This is a genomic window from uncultured Nostoc sp. (assembly GCF_937863485.1).
Classification (GTDB): Bacteria; Cyanobacteriota; Cyanobacteriia; order Cyanobacteriales; family Nostocaceae; genus Nostoc.
Genome location: NZ_CALMFY010000153.1, coordinates 17,518 through 35,238, shown reverse-complemented (window position 1 = coordinate 35,238; position 17,721 = coordinate 17,518). Strand labels below are relative to the sequence as shown.

The 17,721-nt window shown below is 43.4% G+C and carries 13 protein-coding genes; 9 read left to right on the top strand and 4 right to left on the bottom strand.

The features are described from left to right. Positions 1-111 precede the first annotated feature (111 nt). Complete coding sequence (locus tag Q0541_RS19760) at positions 112-498, top strand: hypothetical protein (RefSeq protein WP_298913962.1); 387 nt, start codon at positions 112-114, stop codon at positions 496-498. A gap of 718 nt (positions 499-1,216) precedes the next feature. Beyond that, positions 1,217-1,417 (top strand): hypothetical protein, encoded by a 201-nt coding sequence (locus Q0541_RS19755; RefSeq protein WP_298914023.1) that lies wholly within the window; start codon positions 1,217-1,219, stop codon positions 1,415-1,417. A 66-nt stretch (positions 1,418-1,483) separates the two neighbouring features. Here Q0541_RS19755 and Q0541_RS19750 read toward each other — a convergent pair whose 3' ends face one another. After that, positions 1,484-2,818, bottom strand: coding sequence for an HlyD family efflux transporter periplasmic adaptor subunit (locus Q0541_RS19750; protein ID WP_298913960.1), 1,335 nt, complete (start codon positions 2,816-2,818; stop codon positions 1,484-1,486). A 974-nt stretch (positions 2,819-3,792) separates the two neighbouring features. Here Q0541_RS19750 and Q0541_RS19745 point away from each other — a divergent pair. The 3 genes from Q0541_RS19745 to Q0541_RS19735 all read left to right on the top strand — a co-directional run bounded on the left by Q0541_RS19745 (position 3,793) and on the right by Q0541_RS19735 (position 6,986). Next, positions 3,793-4,035, top strand: coding sequence for a hypothetical protein (locus Q0541_RS19745; protein WP_298913958.1), 243 nt, complete (start codon positions 3,793-3,795; stop codon positions 4,033-4,035). Positions 4,036-4,482: 447 nt separating this feature from the next. Continuing rightward, entirely contained in the window at positions 4,483-4,728 is a 246-nt protein-coding gene (locus tag Q0541_RS19740; protein ID WP_298913955.1) for a hypothetical protein, read from the top strand. A gap of 113 nt (positions 4,729-4,841) precedes the next feature. Beyond that, positions 4,842-6,986, top strand: a complete 2,145-nt coding sequence (locus Q0541_RS19735) for a peptidase domain-containing ABC transporter (RefSeq protein ID WP_298913953.1) — start codon at positions 4,842-4,844, stop codon at positions 6,984-6,986. On the opposite strand, the gene Q0541_RS19730 is transcribed toward Q0541_RS19735, so the two are convergent. The 3 genes from Q0541_RS19730 to hisD all read right to left on the bottom strand — a co-directional run bounded on the left by Q0541_RS19730 (position 6,983) and on the right by hisD (position 9,485). Next, positions 6,983-7,189, bottom strand: a complete 207-nt coding sequence (locus Q0541_RS19730) for a Uma2 family endonuclease (RefSeq protein WP_298913951.1) — start codon at positions 7,187-7,189, stop codon at positions 6,983-6,985. The genes Q0541_RS19735 and Q0541_RS19730 overlap by 4 nt on opposite strands. Positions 7,190-7,208: 19 nt before the next feature. Further along, entirely contained in the window at positions 7,209-7,634 is a 426-nt protein-coding gene (locus Q0541_RS19725) for a universal stress protein (protein WP_298913949.1), read from the bottom strand. 552 nt (positions 7,635-8,186) lie between these two features. Next, positions 8,187-9,485, bottom strand: a complete 1,299-nt coding sequence (hisD, locus tag Q0541_RS19720; RefSeq protein WP_298913948.1) for a histidinol dehydrogenase — start codon at positions 9,483-9,485, stop codon at positions 8,187-8,189. A 741-nt stretch (positions 9,486-10,226) separates the two neighbouring features. Between hisD and rpsT the strand changes: the two genes are divergently transcribed. The 4 genes from rpsT (at position 10,227) to Q0541_RS19700 (ending at position 17,526) form a co-directional block, all read left to right on the top strand. After that, complete coding sequence (gene rpsT / locus Q0541_RS19715) at positions 10,227-10,523, top strand: 30S ribosomal protein S20 (RefSeq protein WP_273762258.1); 297 nt, start codon at positions 10,227-10,229, stop codon at positions 10,521-10,523. 192 nt (positions 10,524-10,715) lie between these two features. Continuing rightward, entirely contained in the window at positions 10,716-11,513 is a 798-nt protein-coding gene (locus Q0541_RS19710) for a TatD family hydrolase (RefSeq protein WP_298913946.1), read from the top strand. 731 nt (positions 11,514-12,244) lie between these two features. Next, on the top strand, positions 12,245-15,544 hold the full coding sequence (gene rpoB, locus Q0541_RS19705; RefSeq protein ID WP_298913943.1) for a DNA-directed RNA polymerase subunit beta: 3,300 nt from the start codon (positions 12,245-12,247) through the stop codon (positions 15,542-15,544). A gap of 104 nt (positions 15,545-15,648) precedes the next feature. After that, positions 15,649-17,526, top strand: coding sequence for a DNA-directed RNA polymerase subunit gamma (locus Q0541_RS19700; protein ID WP_298913940.1), 1,878 nt, complete (start codon positions 15,649-15,651; stop codon positions 17,524-17,526). Positions 17,527-17,721 lie beyond the last annotated feature (195 nt).

Sequence of the window (17,721 nt, the reverse complement as noted above, 5' to 3'; positions counted from 1 at the left end):
CTTTTTCTATTCTAAGTTCTCTGCTCGTAGAAAAGTGACACCATAATAATTAGTGATTGTATTTGCAATATTAGAAATAGCGATGTCTCACCTTTAGGTAATCCTATAAAAATGCTGGGTAATTTTCAACAAAGCCAACTGCGGATCGAAATAGAAGCACCAACAGATACAATTCGTGACAGTCTGCTGCATCCGGTGCAACTAGAAAAATGGCTCTTAGGGCAACGCTTTGCGCCAGGAATGCCAGAGGAACTGCTTCCCGGATTCCAGTTTACTACCTGGACTGGGCCAGTCTCGATTCATCATCAAGTAGACGTTGTAAAATCTAACTGTCTCCGTTTGCTACTGAGTGGGGGCATTGACGGGTTTCACGAATGGTACTGGGGAGAAGGTTGGGTACAATCCCGCTTGGAAGGAATTTCAATTTTGCCCTTGAATTTGGGTCAAACCCTGAGTTTGTTAAGCTTGCGTCAGTTTTTGGCAACTCAAGGGCGTTGAATTGACTGGACGTGAAGGGATTGGGTATGGGGCAATTCAATTTTGGATAATGGAATTGATGATAGCGCAGCGTAAAGCCTGCGGCATGGCAACTCTTAGAGAGTCCGCCTACCCCTTCCCGTAGGGACGCTCTTGCGTTCGGGGATCTTGCTAGCAAGAGCGTCTCGTAGAGAGCGTCTTTTAGATTAAACTTCAATTCTTTAATCCAAAATCGTTCGACTGAGCGTAGGCGAAGTCTAAAATCTAAAATTCTTACTCCCCAGTCCCCAATCCCCAGTTTTCTCAAGAACCAGAAATAATACCTGCAATAATTTTTATAAGCACCGATAAATCTTTTGGAACTTGATAGCGTTTTTGGTCTTGAGTCACCTAACGATTCGCACGATGATAAAGTCCAAAACGCCAGTCTTCACCAGTCGTAACGGCTCCATATAGAAGTTCAGATGTGGATTTAGTCTATCGGTCAAGTGCTATTAATTCAACAGCGAGTTGAGTAAATCCTCTAACTAAATCTGATTGTTTGGCTTCGATGACTAATAAATTTTGAGGTGCTGCAATATAGTAGTCGAGAGTCCCTTTCAGATAGTCGTTGACAGCAATAGAATATTCTATATTGAGTTTCTGATTAGTTAAACCGCATACTTCAAACAGAATTGGACTAATTAAAAGGTTTCTTTATTAAGTTAATTAGGCGGTTATTACATGAGTCGTCTAACTCATGTTAAATAAGCGTAGGCAAAGCCTTACTCTAGGTTATTCTAGAGAAAAATTCTTGGGCAATGCGTTCTTGGGCGATCGCCACATTAGCATCGCTGGGATTCAGTCCCGCTTAAAAATAATTTCAATTTTACCCTTGAATTTGGGTCAAACCCTGAGTTTGTTAAGCTTGTGTCAGTTTTTGGCAACTCAAAGACGTTGAATCGATTCAACGTGGAGACAAAGAGGATTTTCCTTGTATGTGTCTCTATGCCTATTCTCAATCAGCCTACAAATCTGTCAGCAGCCTTGCTTTTCTCAAAATAAATGTCAGAACAGTCTCTTCTTTAGAAATAATGTCGGCTGTAACTTCCATACCAGGTTGAATAGCATAAGATTGATTGCCCTTAATCAGATCAAATCTATCAGGCTGGATTGTGATCTCGTAGTAAGGTGCAGCAGGAATATTACTGTTAGATTGAGGTATAATCGCATCGGCAGTAATACCTCTAACAGCACCATTCAGTATGCCATAATCGGGGTACGGATAGGCAGAAAGCCGCATTTGGACTTTCCCTTGGGTACATTTTGTGACTTGTACAACTTTACATACTTTTACCTTGGTAATATCAGAAGCGGCAACACGGGCTTTGATCACCAGAGGAGCATTACTAGGGGCAATTTGAGCGATCACATCCCCAGCCTTCACAACTTGCCCAGTATTTCTTAATTCCAGTCTCAGAATAGTACCTGCCTCTGAGGTTCGAATTACAGTTTTTTGCAGTTCCGTGAAGACTCGTTTAAGTTCTTGTTGAGCGTTGCTAGTTTGGTTTTGGATTTCTATTTGACGCCTGATGATTTCTTGTCTGTCTTTGTTCAATGCCGCTAGGGTAGATTTACCCTTTGTCAACTCTTGGGCAATGCGTTCTTGGGCGATCGCCACAGTCGCATCACTGGGATTGAGTCCAATTTTGCTACGTTCCAATCTAGCAAGTGCAGCTTTAAAATCTTGTTCTTTTTCCTTAATTTCGGCAGCAGGGATCGCTCCAGTGTTAGCTAGCCCCTTATATCGGTTCAGTTTATCCCTAGCTAACGCCACAGAGGCTTCTGCTTCGTCCACTTCTGTCTGACTTGTAATTCCCCTGTCTCGATAGTCCCGTTGGTTGCGACTCAGGTCTGCTTTTGCAGATGTGATCGCCTGTTGCATTGCATTCGACTCAGCAGTGACTTGAGTTTCTAGGGCTTTTAGTTGTCCATTGATCTGCGATCGCTGTAACTGATTTTGCTGGATATTTCCGAGTATTTCGTCTTTTTTACTTTCTAATTGGAAGTTATCGATCACTGCGATCGCATCTCCTTTTTTTACAACCTGATTTTCCTTCACCTTGATGCTTCTGATTGTTCCCTCAGCTGATGCTTGCACTACCCGTATTTCTCCGGTTGGGCGGACGGTAGCGTCAGCTTTCACTATTATGTTGTATTTAAAAACACTAGCAAGGCTGAAGGCAGCGCCAATACTTCCAATTAAAAATATCCCTCCCAACCTTGTCCATATGCTGATTGGCGGAAGATATTCGTCGTTTTCGACTAGGCGGATAAAGTCTGGTTGGGGGTCAATAAACATAGATGCTAAAAAACATTTTGCTTGTGTAAATAATCTAGCAAAAAAATCTACCTAGCCTTAGCGTGACGACCAAGATTTAGGGATATCCAAAAAATAAAAGCTCTCTTCCGTTTCAATCATATTTTTGGCAAAACTCCCATAATTTTGGCGTTTTCGCGCTGGAGGGCGAAAGCAACGGCTTTTACTTTTATTACTGATAAGTGCCTTACTTGGATATAGTTAGTATGTAAATACAAGGTTTCTATACAGTTAAGTCTAAATAATAATTAGCGCATTTTAGTTAAAACACCAAATCTTTATAAATTTTCTCTAAAAATTTATCATTTCTTTATTTATTTATTAACAAGTTATATTAGATCAAGCTTTTTTAAAGCTTTTTTCATTAATCAATAATTAAGCAAACTGAAGCGTATTTATATTAAAAGAAATTATATTTATTCAATTATTTTATGTATAAAATTATTTACTAATAAATTTTTTATGTAAAAATACTTATCTCAGAAGCGCAGAATCCCAATTTTTTAGTTTGAGAATTTTGTTTAAGTATAGCTTGTATAACATTATTGTTTATCTGCTTTTTTACATCCTTATTCTGGGCATTTTCGTATTTTTCTAAGTAGTAATACGTAATAAAATTAACTTATAATATTTATGAAAAAATTAAGTTTTAAGAGCGCTATATTATGAACATATATATGGTAGGTAGGTTATTTACGTCTGCGATTTTTTGATAGATAATTAAAAGCTTTTTATCATTATCCATATATGTATAAAAATATCTATGTATTCTTTTTTTGAAGAGGTGTAATAGATATTTATTACAAAATTAGTCGCTTGACCTTTTGAGCAAGAGTCGTATAAGATACTTCTAACGACACCAAACAGTAACTAAATATACTTTTTGTCTTTATATTTGTTACTTTGAAGTGGCGTTAATCCCAACAATCAAGCGAGAAGTTAAGATTATGGAAAGCATGTTGTTCACTACATTAACGGCCCAAGAAGAAGCGAGTTTGTCTGGTGGTAATAAGAAGCCTCATCCTGTTAAGACACCCCCAAAAACCACCCCTCCCAAAACCACCACACCTGTTTCTATTATTAAGTTTGCGCCGATCGAAACAATAATTCAAACCGCTGTTAATATTAATACTGGTGACGTTAAGGGCGACCTCACCCAAACAGCTGTGAACCAACTCGTATTACCAGCAAAGTCATAGAAGGAAAAGAATAAACGTAAAGACACGATTAATCGCGTTTTTACTGAGGTAAAGTGTCTTAAAGAAACTAACCTGCTTCAACAGGCTAGTTTCATTTTTGGCAAGCTATTAGCTTTGTTGCGGCTCGCAGTTATTCTAGCATTACGTTTATTCTTACCAGATCCTTTTGCTGAACAAAGTTAACAAAGTCTATCAACAGTTGCCTACTAACAACTGTTGATGCGCTTTGCTAAAAATACTGCTCACATCGAGTAGTCAAGTAGGGAAACAAACATTACTACTTGAGAAATTGACCAGATCCATGTTTAATCACTCTCGGCACAGTAAAATCTAAAACACTTTTATATTCAGGGTTTTGGCTATTTGGCTTCGTTTTAGGGTTTCTATCAATATTAGCAGCTTAGGTTAACTAAAATTATGAAGAGTACTCAAATCTCCCCAATGTTTATGTCCCTGACTAAAACTGAAGAAGCAAGCCTGTGTGGTGGTAAAACCTCGATAGTTTTTAAGCAGGTTTCTCATAATTATAATGTTATTCAAGTTAAGAAAGCAACTGGGAAACCAGGAGTAAAGAAACAAACAGTTCAATCAACATCAAATACAAAAGTTGTGAAAACTACCAGTAAAGTAGAAATTCCAAAGGGAATATCATTTGACTTCCTATTCTCCCTACTAAATTTTGATTTGTTTTGATTAGTAGTGATAGTAAAACCAAACTGTTGGTCAAATTTTTAATCACGCAGGGACGAAACCCTGCTATTTTTTTTTGAGTTTTTTCACAATGTTATTGGGTACTGGAGTATAAAATGAAATACCAAGTTGTTACACAACATAGTGAAGAAGATTGTGGAGCTGCTTGTCTTGCTTCCATTGCCAAACATTATCGGCGTAACTTTACACTAAATCGCATCCGGGAAGCGGTAGGCACCGGGCAACTTGGAACAACATTGTTGGGATTGAGGCGGGGAGCCGAGGCACTTGGTTTCAATGCGCGTTCGGTCAGGGCATCAAAAGAAATATTAGACCGAATGAACCAAGCACCACTGCCAGCAATCATTCACTGGAAAGGCTACCACTGGGTTGTTTTGTATGGTCAGAAAGGCAAAAAATATATAATTGCCGACCCAGCCTATAACATCCGTTATGTCTCTAGAAAAGAATTAACGGAGGCTTGGTCAGATCAAGTAATGCTTTTACTAGAGCCAGATTCGGTTCGCTTTTATGCTCAACCGGATGATAAAGTCAAGGGTCTTTGGCGCTTTATGCAGCGTGCATTGCCTTATGGAGACATAATATTCGAGGCTTTTCTCTGCTCTATAGTTATCGGTCTGCTTTCATTAACGTCTCCTTTCCTGCTTCAAATTCTAACGGATGATGTACTAGTTCGAGGTGATACCAAGCTTCTTGGTGGTGTGATTATTGCGGTTATAGTAATGAATTTGGTGTCAAGTAGTCTGCAACTAGTTCAATCTAACCTGATTGCCCATTTTGCCCAACGGATTGAGTTAGGGCTAGTTCTAGAATTTGCTAGGAAAATTCTGCGGTTACCTCTGGCTTATTATGAATCACGTCGCAGTGGCGAGATTGTTAGCAGATTGCAAGATATTGAACAAATTAATCAGCTAATTTCTCAAACAGTTATCAGTCTGCCTACCCAATTGTTTATCGGAACGATTTCTTTGTGTTTCATGGTGTTCTATAGCTGGAAACTCACCTTGCTTGCCTTCGTTATTGCGATTGTCATGAGTTCATCTACGGTTGTCTTCCTACCCACACTTCAACAAAAAATCAGAAGTATATTGGTCTTAGACGCAGAAAACCAGGGCATTCTTGTTGAAAGCTTTAAAGGGGCGCTGACACTCAAAACTACTACTGCTGCTCCTCAATTTTGGGAAGAATTTCAGAACAGATTTGGTCGGTTAGCAAACAAAACATTTAGCACAATTCAGATTGGAATTATTAACAACATCTTTTCTGGGTTAGTTTATGCTATTGGCAGCGTTAGTTTAATTGGTTTCGGCAGCATCCTAGTTATTAGTAAGGAACTCAGTATTGGTCAACTGCTGGCATTTAACGGGATGAATGGAAATTTTTTGGCATTCATCGGTGCTGTGCTTGGATTTATAGATGAATTCATGCGTGCCAAAACTGCCACCCAACGCTTAACAGAAGTTATCGATTCCACATCAGAAACTCAAAGCGATGCTAACAAACCCTTTGCTAAAATTCCTAGCGATGCAAATATTATTTGCACAAATCTAAACTTTCACTACGCCGGCAGGCTAGAGCTACTGGAAGATTTTTCCCTTCTGATTCCTGGCGGTAAAGTTGTTGCCCTAATTGGTACATCCGGCTGTGGAAAAAGTTCTCTCGCTAAACTGATTGCTGGATTATATACACCTAATTCTGGCAATATTCGCATTGGGATTTATAATCTGGAGGACTTAGCCCTTGATTGTTTGCGGCAACAAGTTGCTCTCGTTCCTCAAGATGCTCATTTTTGGAGTCGCTCAATTATTGAAAACTTCCGCTTAGGTTCTCCTCACCTCACCTTCGAGCAAATTGTCGCCGCTTGCCAAATTGCTGAGGCAGACGATTTTATTAGTAAACTACCTGAAAAATATCAAACTGTATTAGGTGAATTTGGGTCAAATATTTCTGGAGGACAACGGCAAAGACTGGCTCTAGCAAGAGCCATCGTTAACGATCCACCAATCCTGATTTTAGATGAATCAACTGCTGGACTCGATCCAGTTAGTGAAGCTCAAGTTTTAGATCAACTGTTGTTACAGCGCCAAGGTAAAACCACGATCTTGATTAGCCACCGTCCTAGAGTAATCAACCGTGCTGATTGGATCGTGGTACTAAATCAAGGCAAGTTACAAATTCAGGGGACTGTGGAAGATTTGCGATCACAACCCGGCGACCATTTATATTTTCTCAACCCTTAAATTATTTTTAATCTTCGGCAGATAGCAAGCCAGAGAATTTCTGCTCGAAAGCAAACATTAATAAATTCTGTTACCGCTCCATGTTGTCCACTTCCTAGACTCATGGGAATTAGTTCTCCATTCACCAATTCGTAACGGGTATTAGTGCCATCATCATATTTCAGGTATTCTTCAAAGGTTAGTTTTGGGGTGGTTATAGTCATTGCTTCCCCTTGCAAATTTTTACCTTGGCTTTACCACCAACACAGAACAATTAGCCTCTTCCACAACTTGACTGCTAACAGAACCTTGGACAATTCGCTTCATCCCAATCAACCCACGACTGCCAATTATAATCAAGTCAGTTTTGTGAATATTAGCAAGGCGAATAATCTCTTCGGCAGGATCACCAGTTACCAGTTCTAACTCACAAGTGACTGATAACTTTTCCTGATACGATTGCAATTGTTTTTCAATATGAAAATAAGAAAATGTTGGGGACTCTGGCTGAGGACGATCAGCGGGTAGTTCCATCTCTGACTCTGGCGTGGGAAACACATGACACAGAATAACCTTGGCATCTTTTGACAACGCCAAATTATCTAAAGTTTGAATTACTCGTTCTGCAATTTCCGAACCGTCCAGAGCTACCAAAATATTCTTTAGCACCGCTCTCGTCTCCTAAAAAGTAGACCCCTTACATAAGTATCTAGCAAAACTTGTTGCCAGCTACACTAAATTAATTTCCCATCTGCCTACTTAGTTTATATATTCGAGGCTGCGTCATAGGTTGGTTTAACCCACTTTGACGTTAGTGCATTGTAGCAACTAGCGTAGAGAATATTTTCGCTAGTTCTTTGGGGAGGGTAACTCTCCTCTGAACTATTCACTGGCTTACTATGCAGGTAACTCCTTCCTTAATAAGCCACTGGATTAGGTGGGCAATGCCCAACTTGTAGACGCCCCCGCCAAAAGGCTTAAAGCAAGGTAGCAAGTGGCGTGCGTAGACGCGTAGCGATGAGCCAGCGCGGGAACAGGGGGTTTCCCCCATGAGCGACTGCCGTTAGCGCAGCGGTAGCGATAGCGCAGCGTCGGAACGAGCGTCGGAACAAGCGTCACCCGGAGGGCTTGTCGTCAGACATTGCTGTCCAAACTTTTATTTGGAACCTATCGAGTGACTTTTGCCAACAGGATTAGGAAAAAATTAACCATTCCTAATCACTATTCTTGCTGAATTCGGCGTCGGACTGAATCAGCATGGGAAGGTAAACCCTCTGCCGTTGCTAGCACATTAATGGCACTAGCCACATTTTGCAGCGCGGCTTGGGAGTATTGAATAATACTGGAATGTTTCAGGAAAGTTTCAACCCCTAATGCCGAGGCATAGCGGGCAGCGCCAGAAGTTGGCAAGGTGTGATTAGGGCCTGCCAAATAGTCTCCTACAGCTTCTGGTGTGGAGTAACCTAAAAAGATTGCCCCAGCGTGGCGAATCTGTGGTAATAGTGCCCAAGGGTCTTTAACTTCTAATTCTAGATGTTCGGGGGCAAATTCATTTGAGAGTTCTGCTGCTGCTTGGAGCGATTCCACAAGAACAATCAACCCATAATGAGCGATCGCCTTTTCTGTGTCTATTCGCCGTGGGTGATCCACTAGCTGTCTTTCTAAGGCTAATTGCACGTTTTTTGCCAAAGCAGCATCTGTGGTTAGCAAAATTGCTGCCGCCATTGGATCGTGTTCGGCTTGGGCCAGCAAGTCAGCAGCTACATGCACCGGATTTGCAGTTTCATCGGCAATTATCAGCACTTCGCTAGGACCTGCCAAGGAATCAATGCCGACGATGCCGTAGACAAGTTTTTTCGCTAAGGTGACATAAATGTTACCAGGCCCAGTAATTACATTCACTTTCGGAATCGTTTCTGTGCCATAGGCTAAAGCAGCGATCGCTTGTGCGCCTCCAATACGATAAATTTCTTGTACTCCTGCTTCTTGGGCAGCTACTAAGACTGCTGGGTTAATAGCACCCCCTGAACCTGGTGGTGTTACCATCACCACGTGGGGTACAGCAGCAACATGAGCCGGAATTGCATTCATCAGCACTGTACTGGGATAGGCGGCGCGACCACCAGGCACATACAACCCGGCTCGGTCTACGGGGGTGTAGCGTTTGCCCAGCACTATTTCATCCTCGCCGAAGTGTACCCAGCTTTTGGGTACTCGCTGACGATGAAACGCTTCAATTTGGCGGTAAGCTAGCCGAATTGCATCAAGCAACTCCTTTGACACCTGCTGATAGGCTGCATCTAGTTCTGAGCCTGTAACTCGGAGTTCTTCTGCTTTCAGGGTTTGTTTGTCGAATTCGGCTGTGTAATGCAATACAGCTTTGTCGCCTTGGCGCTTCACTGCTTGCAAAACTTCCCGCACCGTTGCTTCTTTGTGAAGCACCTGTTCGTCATGGGTGCGATCGCAGATCCGTTGTAGTTCTGCTCTGACGTCTGCCTGCTGAGTAATGATTCGCAGCATGGAGTAAGGACAATGCCAAAATTATAATATTGCCACCTGAGATTTAGTATTGCTCTTGACCCACTGGGGTGTGCAAGCTGACTCTAATTCTCTTCTCTAGCTTAACCTGGATTTTTTTGATACTCTCAAGGCTGCCAGCACTTGGTTTGCTTGAGAAGGCAATTCAATTGCTCAGTCCGACAAACCTTGGCAGGCTTGCGGCAGGAAGCAGGCGTGCCATTTCCCGTTACCTTTATGCCCTTCCCCTCACTCCTTGCGGGGTGCAGGTGGTGTGTTTGCACATCAAAGCCCCCGGATTTACAGGGGGTAGGGTCTGAGTATAATTTTTACTTATTTTCCTAACTTTTTAGTAGTCAACGTGTGTACAGACACCATATGTCGGTTCTATACCTGGAAATCCCTGGAATTTAGCTCTTTACAATTCTTTGCCTCTAACAATACATCCGCTTTATGGACAGATTATTATATTCATTGGCAATCACATTGCTTAACCAGGTTGTGGTGAGTTAGGGTGACTATTTAATTTTATGTACCTTATTTTAACGCATTTCCTAAATTGACGACATACTGAATTGGGGACTGGGGAGATCAGGAAGCAGGGAAAGAACTATTGATTATTCATCCATGCCCCATGCCCAATAGCATAATTTTTTTAGGAAATTATAACATTGGCAATTTGGATGCTATATTAGTAAGTCTAGTAGTATGTGTACATAAATAATAGTATTTTTGGAATTGACTGTGGCGAATACAAAGTCTGCTCTCAAGCGTGCCGAAATCGCAGAACGTAACCGACTGCGTAATAAAGCTTACAAATCAGCAGTAAAGACACTGATGAAGAAATACTTGAATGCTGTAGCTGCCTATACAGCTAATCCTACCCCAGAATTAAAACAAGAAGCACAGGATCGGTTATCGGAGGCTTACGGTAAAATCGATAAAGCGATCAAACGGGGTGTCCTTCACCCTAACAATGGGGCAAGGAAAAAGTCAAGATTGGCTCACAGACTAAAACCCCTCACACAAATAGTTGAGTAGTCATTGGTCATTTGTCCTTAGTCATTGGTCAGAAAACAAAGAGAAAAGTCTAAGCGTCGGCTGACGAGGATAGTGCCGCCTGTTCTCTACCAAAGGCGGCGTCAATGAATCCGCGAGCATATGGCTTTGGCATCCTGAAGGGTACAAAACTTCTCTTACAAATGACCAAGGACAAACAATAAAGGACAAAGAATGCAACTGATAGACACGCACGTTCATCTTAACTTTGATAGTTTTCAGCCAGATTTAGCAACAGTGCGATCGCGGTGGCAAGAAGCAGGTGTAGTGCGTTTAGTACATTCCTGTGTTCACCCGGAGGAGTTTTCCAGTATTCAATCTATAGTCCAAGAGTTTCCCGAAATCAGCTTTGCCGTGGGATTACATCCTTTAGATGCTGATAAATGGAATAGCAAGACAGCCGATAAAATCAAAACTTTAGCGAGTTCTGACTCGAATGTGGTAGCAATTGGGGAAATGGGGCTGGATTTCTACAAAGCTGATAACTATGAGCATCAGCTCATGGTGTTTGAGTCGCAGTTAGCGATCGCATCTGAACTCAACTTACCAGTGATTATCCACTGCCGTGACGCTGCGGCCCAAACCAGAGAAGTGCTACAAAAGTGGCAGAAACTTAAGGGAGAAAGAGTGCGGGGCGTCATGCATTGCTGGGGAGGAACGCCAGAAGAAACTCAATGGTTTCTCGATTTAGGCTTTTACATCAGCTTTAGCGGGACGGTAACGTTCAAAAACGCCAAAGCGATCCAATCCTCAGCTGCGATGGTGAGTAGCGATCGCCTACTGATTGAAACAGACTGCCCATTTCTAGCCCCAGTTCCTAAACGGGGCGAGAGGCGCAACGAGCCTGCCTACGTGCTTTATGTAGCCGAGCAAGTAGCTAAACTGCGTCAGGAAACGGTAGAGGCAATCGCCCATCAAACCACCCAGAATGCCTGTAAATTATTCGGTCTGTCAATAGAAAGTGGGCTTTAATCTCTTTTATTCAGTTGTGCTAAAAAAAATAAAACTCTAGGGGGACAAAAATATGATAATATTATTGCCTCAAAAACATTTTGCTTGCGCCATAATGATAAAGGAAGGAAGCTAAAATTTCTGATCCTAATTTTCCGTGCTGTTATCGGCTTGGCCATGCTCCAAATCTCTACAAGCGGATGCTCTCCACACATGACTAACCGTGCCAACCCAGGTTGAGCTAAACTTTTGCACAACATCAGCTTGGTGTGTATTGAACATATTCAAAATCGTTAAACAAAATTGCCTTGTGAGTACAATTCAGCAAAATGAAGTGATTCTGATTCAAAGCCGACAAGGTACGGATCATTCCCTCAGTCTTAGGATATCTAGGATATTACTGAGAGTATAAATAGCGGAGTGATTTAAGACACACCGTTTAGAGCTGCGTCAGCAAATTAACGCGCTTTTTGGAGGGGAAATGAAGAAAGTAGATAAAACTCAGGAATATCTCAACTGTATATTCTTCTTAAATCAAGACTATAGTGAGTTTTTGCCGTCTGAGTACCCGATTAGGGTACACCTTGTGCAAATTGCTCATTCCAGCTTTAATCGCTGCGTTTGCCCACACCTGTAAATAGCAACTGTGTAAAAAGAAGTTCCCAAACTAGCTAAGGACACTGGCTAGCAATGGGAAGCGTCAAACAGCAGTGTCCAAGGGAAAATGTTACCAGGTTGACAAAGGAAGAGGCATGACTAAAGAAACATATATGGAACCCGCTTTTCTGTTGCCCGACTTGATTGAAATCCAGCGGTCAAGCTTTCGCTGGTTTTTGGAAGAAGGGCTGATAGAAGAACTTAACTCCTTTAGTCCTATTACAGATTATACGGGCAAATTAGAACTGCACTTTTTGGGTCATAACTACAAACTCAAGGAGCCAAAGTACAGCGTCGAAGAAGCCAAACGGCGGGACAGTACCTATGCCGTTCAAATGTATGTCCCTACACGCCTGATTAACAAAGAAACAGGGGAAATCAAAGAGCAAGAGGTATTTATTGGGGATTTGCCTTTGATGACCGATCGCGGCACGTTTATTATTAACGGAGCCGAGCGGGTAATTGTCAACCAAATAGTGCGATCGCCAGGGGTTTATTACAAATCAGAAATAGACAAAAACGGGCGACGCACTTATTCAGCTAGCTTAATTCCCAACCGGGGAGCATGGCTAAAATTTGAAACAGACCGTAACGATTTGGTGTGGGTACGCATTGACAAAACCCGCAAACTATCAGCGCAGGTACTCCTAAAAGCTTTAGGGTTATCAGACAACGAAATCTTTGACGCCTTACGCCATCCAGAATATTTCCAAAAAACCATCGAAAAAGAAGGGCAATTCTCTGAAGAAGAAGCCCTGATGGAGTTATATCGGAAACTGCGTCCTGGTGAACCACCCACAGTCTTAGGTGGACAACAGCTCTTAGACTCCCGATTCTTTGACCCGAAACGTTATGACCTTGGTCGCGTCGGACGGTACAAGCTCAACAAGAAATTGCGCCTTTCTGTCCCAGACACAATGCGGGTGTTAACTGCTGGCGATATCTTGGCAGCCGTAGATTACCTGATCAACCTAGAATACGATATTGGTAACATCGATGATATTGACCACTTAGGGAATCGGCGGGTAAGAAGCGTCGGTGAATTGCTGCAAAACCAAGTGCGGGTGGGCTTAAACCGCCTAGAGAGAATCATTCGGGAACGGATGACCGTATCGGATGCCGAAGTGCTAACCCCCGCTTCCTTGGTGAACCCGAAACCACTGGTAGCAGCAATTAAAGAATTCTTTGGTTCCAGCCAGTTAAGTCAGTTCATGGATCAAACCAATCCTTTAGCAGAACTGACCCATAAACGCCGTTTGAGTGCCCTTGGTCCTGGTGGTTTAACCCGCGAACGGGCTGGTTTTGCTGTGCGGGATATTCATCCTAGTCACTATGGACGTATTTGCCCGATTGAGACACCAGAAGGTCCCAACGCCGGATTGATTGGCTCCTTAGCAACCCATGCGCGGGTAAACCTGTACGGCTTCTTAGAAACGCCATTTAGACCTGTGGAAAACGGGCGAGTCAGATTTGACCTGCCTCCAGCCTATATGACAGCCGATGAAGAAGATGACTTGCGGGTTGCTCCGGGAGATATTCCTGTAGATGAAACCGGGCACATTATTGGACCGCAAGTGCCAGTCCGCTATCGCCAAGAATTTTCCACCACGACACCAGAACAGGTGGACTACGTAGCAGTATCTCCAGTACAGATTGTGTCGGTAGCGACTAGCATGATTCCCTTCTTGGAGCATGATGACGCTAACCGAGCGCTGATGGGGTCGAACATGCAACGGCAAGCAGTACCCCTGCTCAAGCCAGAACGCCCTCTGGTAGGTACAGGTTTGGAAGCGCAAGGAGCAAGAGACTCCGGAATGGTGGTTGTATCGCGCACCGATGGCGATGTCACCTATGTGGATGCCACAGAAATTCGTGTGCGTCCGAAACCAGCAACCTCCGAAATTAAGTACACCCTTTCCAAGTACCAACGTTCCAACCAAGACACCTGTTTAAATCAGAAACCTCTCGTCCGCATTGGTGAACGGGTTGTTGCTGGTCAGGTGCTGGCTGATGGCTCCTCCACCGAAGGTGGTGAATTGGCGCTAGGACAAAATATTGTAGTTGCCTATATGCCTTGGGAAGGCTACAACTACGAAGACGCAATTTTAATTTCTGAAAGACTAGTGCAGGATGATGTCTACACCTCAATTCACATTGAAAAATATGAAATTGAAGCTAGACAGACGAAACTGGGGCCAGAAGAAATCACCAGAGAAATTCCCAACGTCGGCGAAGATGCCTTACGTCAGTTGGATGAACAGGGAATCATTCGCATTGGGGCATGGGTAGAAGCAGGAGATATCTTGGTAGGAAAAGTCACACCTAAAGGTGAATCTGACCAACCGCCAGAAGAAAAACTGTTGCGGGCCATTTTCGGTGAAAAAGCGCGAGATGTGCGGGACAATTCCCTGCGAGTCCCAAACGGTGAAAAAGGGCGCGTAGTTGATGTGCGTTTATTTACCCGTGAACAAGGCGATGAACTGCCACCGGGAGCCAATATGGTAGTCCGGGTATATGTCGCCCAAAAGCGCAAGATCCAAGTTGGTGACAAAATGGCAGGACGCCACGGGAATAAAGGGATTATTTCTCGGATATTGCCAGCGGAAGATATGCCTTATTTGCCCGATGGTTCACCAGTAGACATTGTACTTAACCCCTTGGGTGTACCCAGTCGGATGAACGTCGGACAAGTATTTGAGTGCCTCTTGGGTTGGGCTGGTCAGACCTTGGGAGTGCGATTTAAGATTACTCCCTTTGACGAAATGTACGGTGAAGAGTCATCCCGCCGAATTGTGCATGGCAAATTGCAAGAAGCACGAGACGAAACAGGCAAAGACTGGGTATATAACCCAGATAATCCAGGCAAAATCATGGTGTATGACGGTCGTACAGGCGAACCCTTTGACCGAGCAATCACTATCGGTGTGGCTTACATGCTGAAGCTGGTGCATTTGGTGGATGATAAGATCCACGCCCGTTCCACAGGCCCATACTCACTGGTGACTCAGCAACCCTTGGGTGGTAAAGCCCAACAAGGTGGTCAACGGTTTGGGGAAATGGAAGTGTGGGCATTGGAAGCCTTTGGTGCAGCTTACACCTTACAGGAATTGCTCACAGTTAAATCTGACGATATGCAAGGACGGAATGAAGCGTTAAATGCGATCGTTAAAGGTAAGGCAATTCCTCGACCTGGAACCCCAGAATCCTTTAAGGTGCTAATGCGCGAGTTGCAATCATTGGGGTTAGACATTGCAGTACACAAAGTAGAAACCCAAGCAGATGGCAGTTCCCTAGATGTGGAAGTCGATTTGATGGCAGACCAATCAGCCCGTCGCACACCTCCTCGACCCACTTATGAATCTCTTTCCCGCGAATCGCTGGAAGATGACGAATAGAGAGTGAGGAGTGAGAAGTTAGGAGTTAACAATTCCTAACTTCTAACTCTTAACTCCAAACTAAAAACTAAATATACTCATAACTCGGAACTCAGTATTTAAGTATGAGACCTGCCCAAACTAATCAGTTTGACTACGTAAAAATCGGCTTGGCTTCCCCTGAACGCATTCGGCAGTGGGGCGAAAGAACATTGCCCAATGGTCAGGTAGTCGGTGAAGTTACCAAGCCTGAGACCATTAACTACCGAACTCTCAAGCCAGAGATGGATGGCTTATTTTGTGAGCGCATCTTTGGCCCCGCGAAAGATTGGGAATGCCATTGTGGCAAGTATAAAAGAGTTCGTCACAGAGGTATTGTCTGTGAGCGCTGTGGGGTAGAAGTCACCGAGTCACGGGTGCGTCGCCACCGCATGGGCTATATTAAACTCGCCGCACCAGTAGCTCACGTCTGGTATCTCAAAGGCATTCCTAGCTATATTTCCATCCTATTGGATATGCCTTTGCGGGATGTCGAGCAGATTGTCTATTTCAACTCTTATGTTGTCCTGAGTCCAGGTAATGCCGAAACTTTAACTTACAAACAACTACTGAGTGAAGACCAGTGGTTGGAAATAGAAGACCAAATTTATAGCGAAGATTCTCAGTTGCAAGGCGTAGAGGTAGGTATTGGTGCTGAAGCACTGTTGCGCTTGCTTGCCGATATCAATTTAGAGCAAGAAGCGGAAAGCCTACGCGAGGAAATTGGCAACGCCAAGGGACAAAAGAGAGCCAAGCTAATTAAGCGATTGCGGGTGATTGACAACTTCATCGCCACTGGTTCCAAACCAGAGTGGATGGTAATGGCAGTTATTCCCGTGATTCCCCCCGACTTGCGCCCAATGGTGCAACTAGATGGTGGACGGTTTGCTACCAGCGATTTAAATGATTTGTATCGGCGGGTAATTAACCGCAACAATCGTTTAGCACGCTTGCAAGAAATTTTGGCACCAGAAATTATTGTGCGAAACGAAAAGCGGATGCTGCAAGAAGCAGTGGATGCTTTGATTGACAATGGTCGTCGGGGACGCACTGTGGTAGGGGCAAATAACCGACCCCTAAAATCTTTGTCCGACATTATTGAGGGTAAGCAAGGACGTTTCCGACAAAATTTGTTAGGTAAACGGGTTGACTACTCTGGACGTTCTGTAATTGTGGTCGGGCCAAAGCTGAAAATTCACCAGTGTGGTTTGCCTAGAGAAATGGCAATTGAGCTATTTCAACCATTTGTGATTAACCGCCTTATTCGTAGCGGTATGGTGAATAACATCAAAGCTGCGAAAAAGCTGATATCGCGTAATGACCCCAGTGTTTGGGATGTGCTGGAAGAGGTGATTGAAGGACACCCGGTGATGCTAAATCGGGCACCAACGTTGCACCGCTTGGGTATTCAGTCTTTTGAACCGATTTTGGTAGAAGGTAGAGCGATTCAACTGCATCCTCTGGTGTGTCCGGCATTTAACGCCGACTTTGACGGCGACCAAATGGCGGTACACGTCCCGCTGTCGTTAGAAAGTCAGGCTGAAGCGCGGTTGTTGATGTTGGCTTCTAACAATATTTTGTCACCAGCCACGGGTAAACCCATCATTACGCCTAGCCAAGATATGGTGTTGGGAGCGTATTACTTAACAGCAGAAAATCCCGGTGCGACAAAAGGTGTAGGAAAGTACTTTTCTTCGCTAGAGGATGTGATTATGGCTTTCCAGCAAGAGCAAATTGACTTGCACGCCTATATCTATGTGCGGTTTGACGGTGAAATAGAATCAGACCAACCGGATACAGAACCCCTGAAAGTGACGGAAAATGAGGATGGTAGCCGGACATTACTCTATAAGTTCCGCCGAGTCAGACAAGACGCTAAAGGCAATGTACTTTCGCAGTATATATACACAACTCCTGGTCGCGTTATTTACAATAATGCCATTCAGGAAGCACTAGCAAGTTAATTCGTAATTTCTAATTCACGCCTGATGTGAATTAGAAACGCCCTATGTTCCATAAGGATTTCTGGGTCTAACCAAAACATAGCTTGAACCAAATCGACGGCAACATAAGGATTTCAACGCCTAATTCACATTAAACGTAATTCGTAATTCGTAATTAATTCTTCAATTACGAATTACGTAGCTTGCTTCTCGCCT

Bases quoted from the DNA above. Each gene is read 5' to 3' on its own strand.
- Q0541_RS19760 (WP_298913962.1), top strand. From the start codon at position 112: ATGCTGGGTAATTTTCAACAAAGCCAACTGCGGATCGAAATAGAAGCA.
- Q0541_RS19755 (WP_298914023.1), top strand. From the start codon at position 1,217: ATGTTAAATAAGCGTAGGCAAAGCCTTACTCTAGGTTATTCTAGAGAA.
- Q0541_RS19750 (WP_298913960.1), bottom strand. From the start codon at position 2,818: ATGTTTATTGACCCCCAACCAGACTTTATCCGCCTAGTCGAAAACGAC.
- Q0541_RS19745 (WP_298913958.1), top strand. From the start codon at position 3,793: ATGTTGTTCACTACATTAACGGCCCAAGAAGAAGCGAGTTTGTCTGGT.
- Q0541_RS19740 (WP_298913955.1), top strand. From the start codon at position 4,483: ATGTCCCTGACTAAAACTGAAGAAGCAAGCCTGTGTGGTGGTAAAACC.
- Q0541_RS19735 (WP_298913953.1), top strand. From the start codon at position 4,842: ATGAAATACCAAGTTGTTACACAACATAGTGAAGAAGATTGTGGAGCT.
- Q0541_RS19730 (WP_298913951.1), bottom strand. From the start codon at position 7,189: ATGACTATAACCACCCCAAAACTAACCTTTGAAGAATACCTGAAATAT.
- hisD (WP_298913948.1), bottom strand. From the start codon at position 9,485: ATGCTGCGAATCATTACTCAGCAGGCAGACGTCAGAGCAGAACTACAA.
- Q0541_RS19710 (WP_298913946.1), top strand. From the start codon at position 10,716: ATGCAACTGATAGACACGCACGTTCATCTTAACTTTGATAGTTTTCAG.
- rpoB (WP_298913943.1), top strand. From the start codon at position 12,245: ATGACTAAAGAAACATATATGGAACCCGCTTTTCTGTTGCCCGACTTG.
- Q0541_RS19700 (WP_298913940.1), top strand. From the start codon at position 15,649: ATGAGACCTGCCCAAACTAATCAGTTTGACTACGTAAAAATCGGCTTG.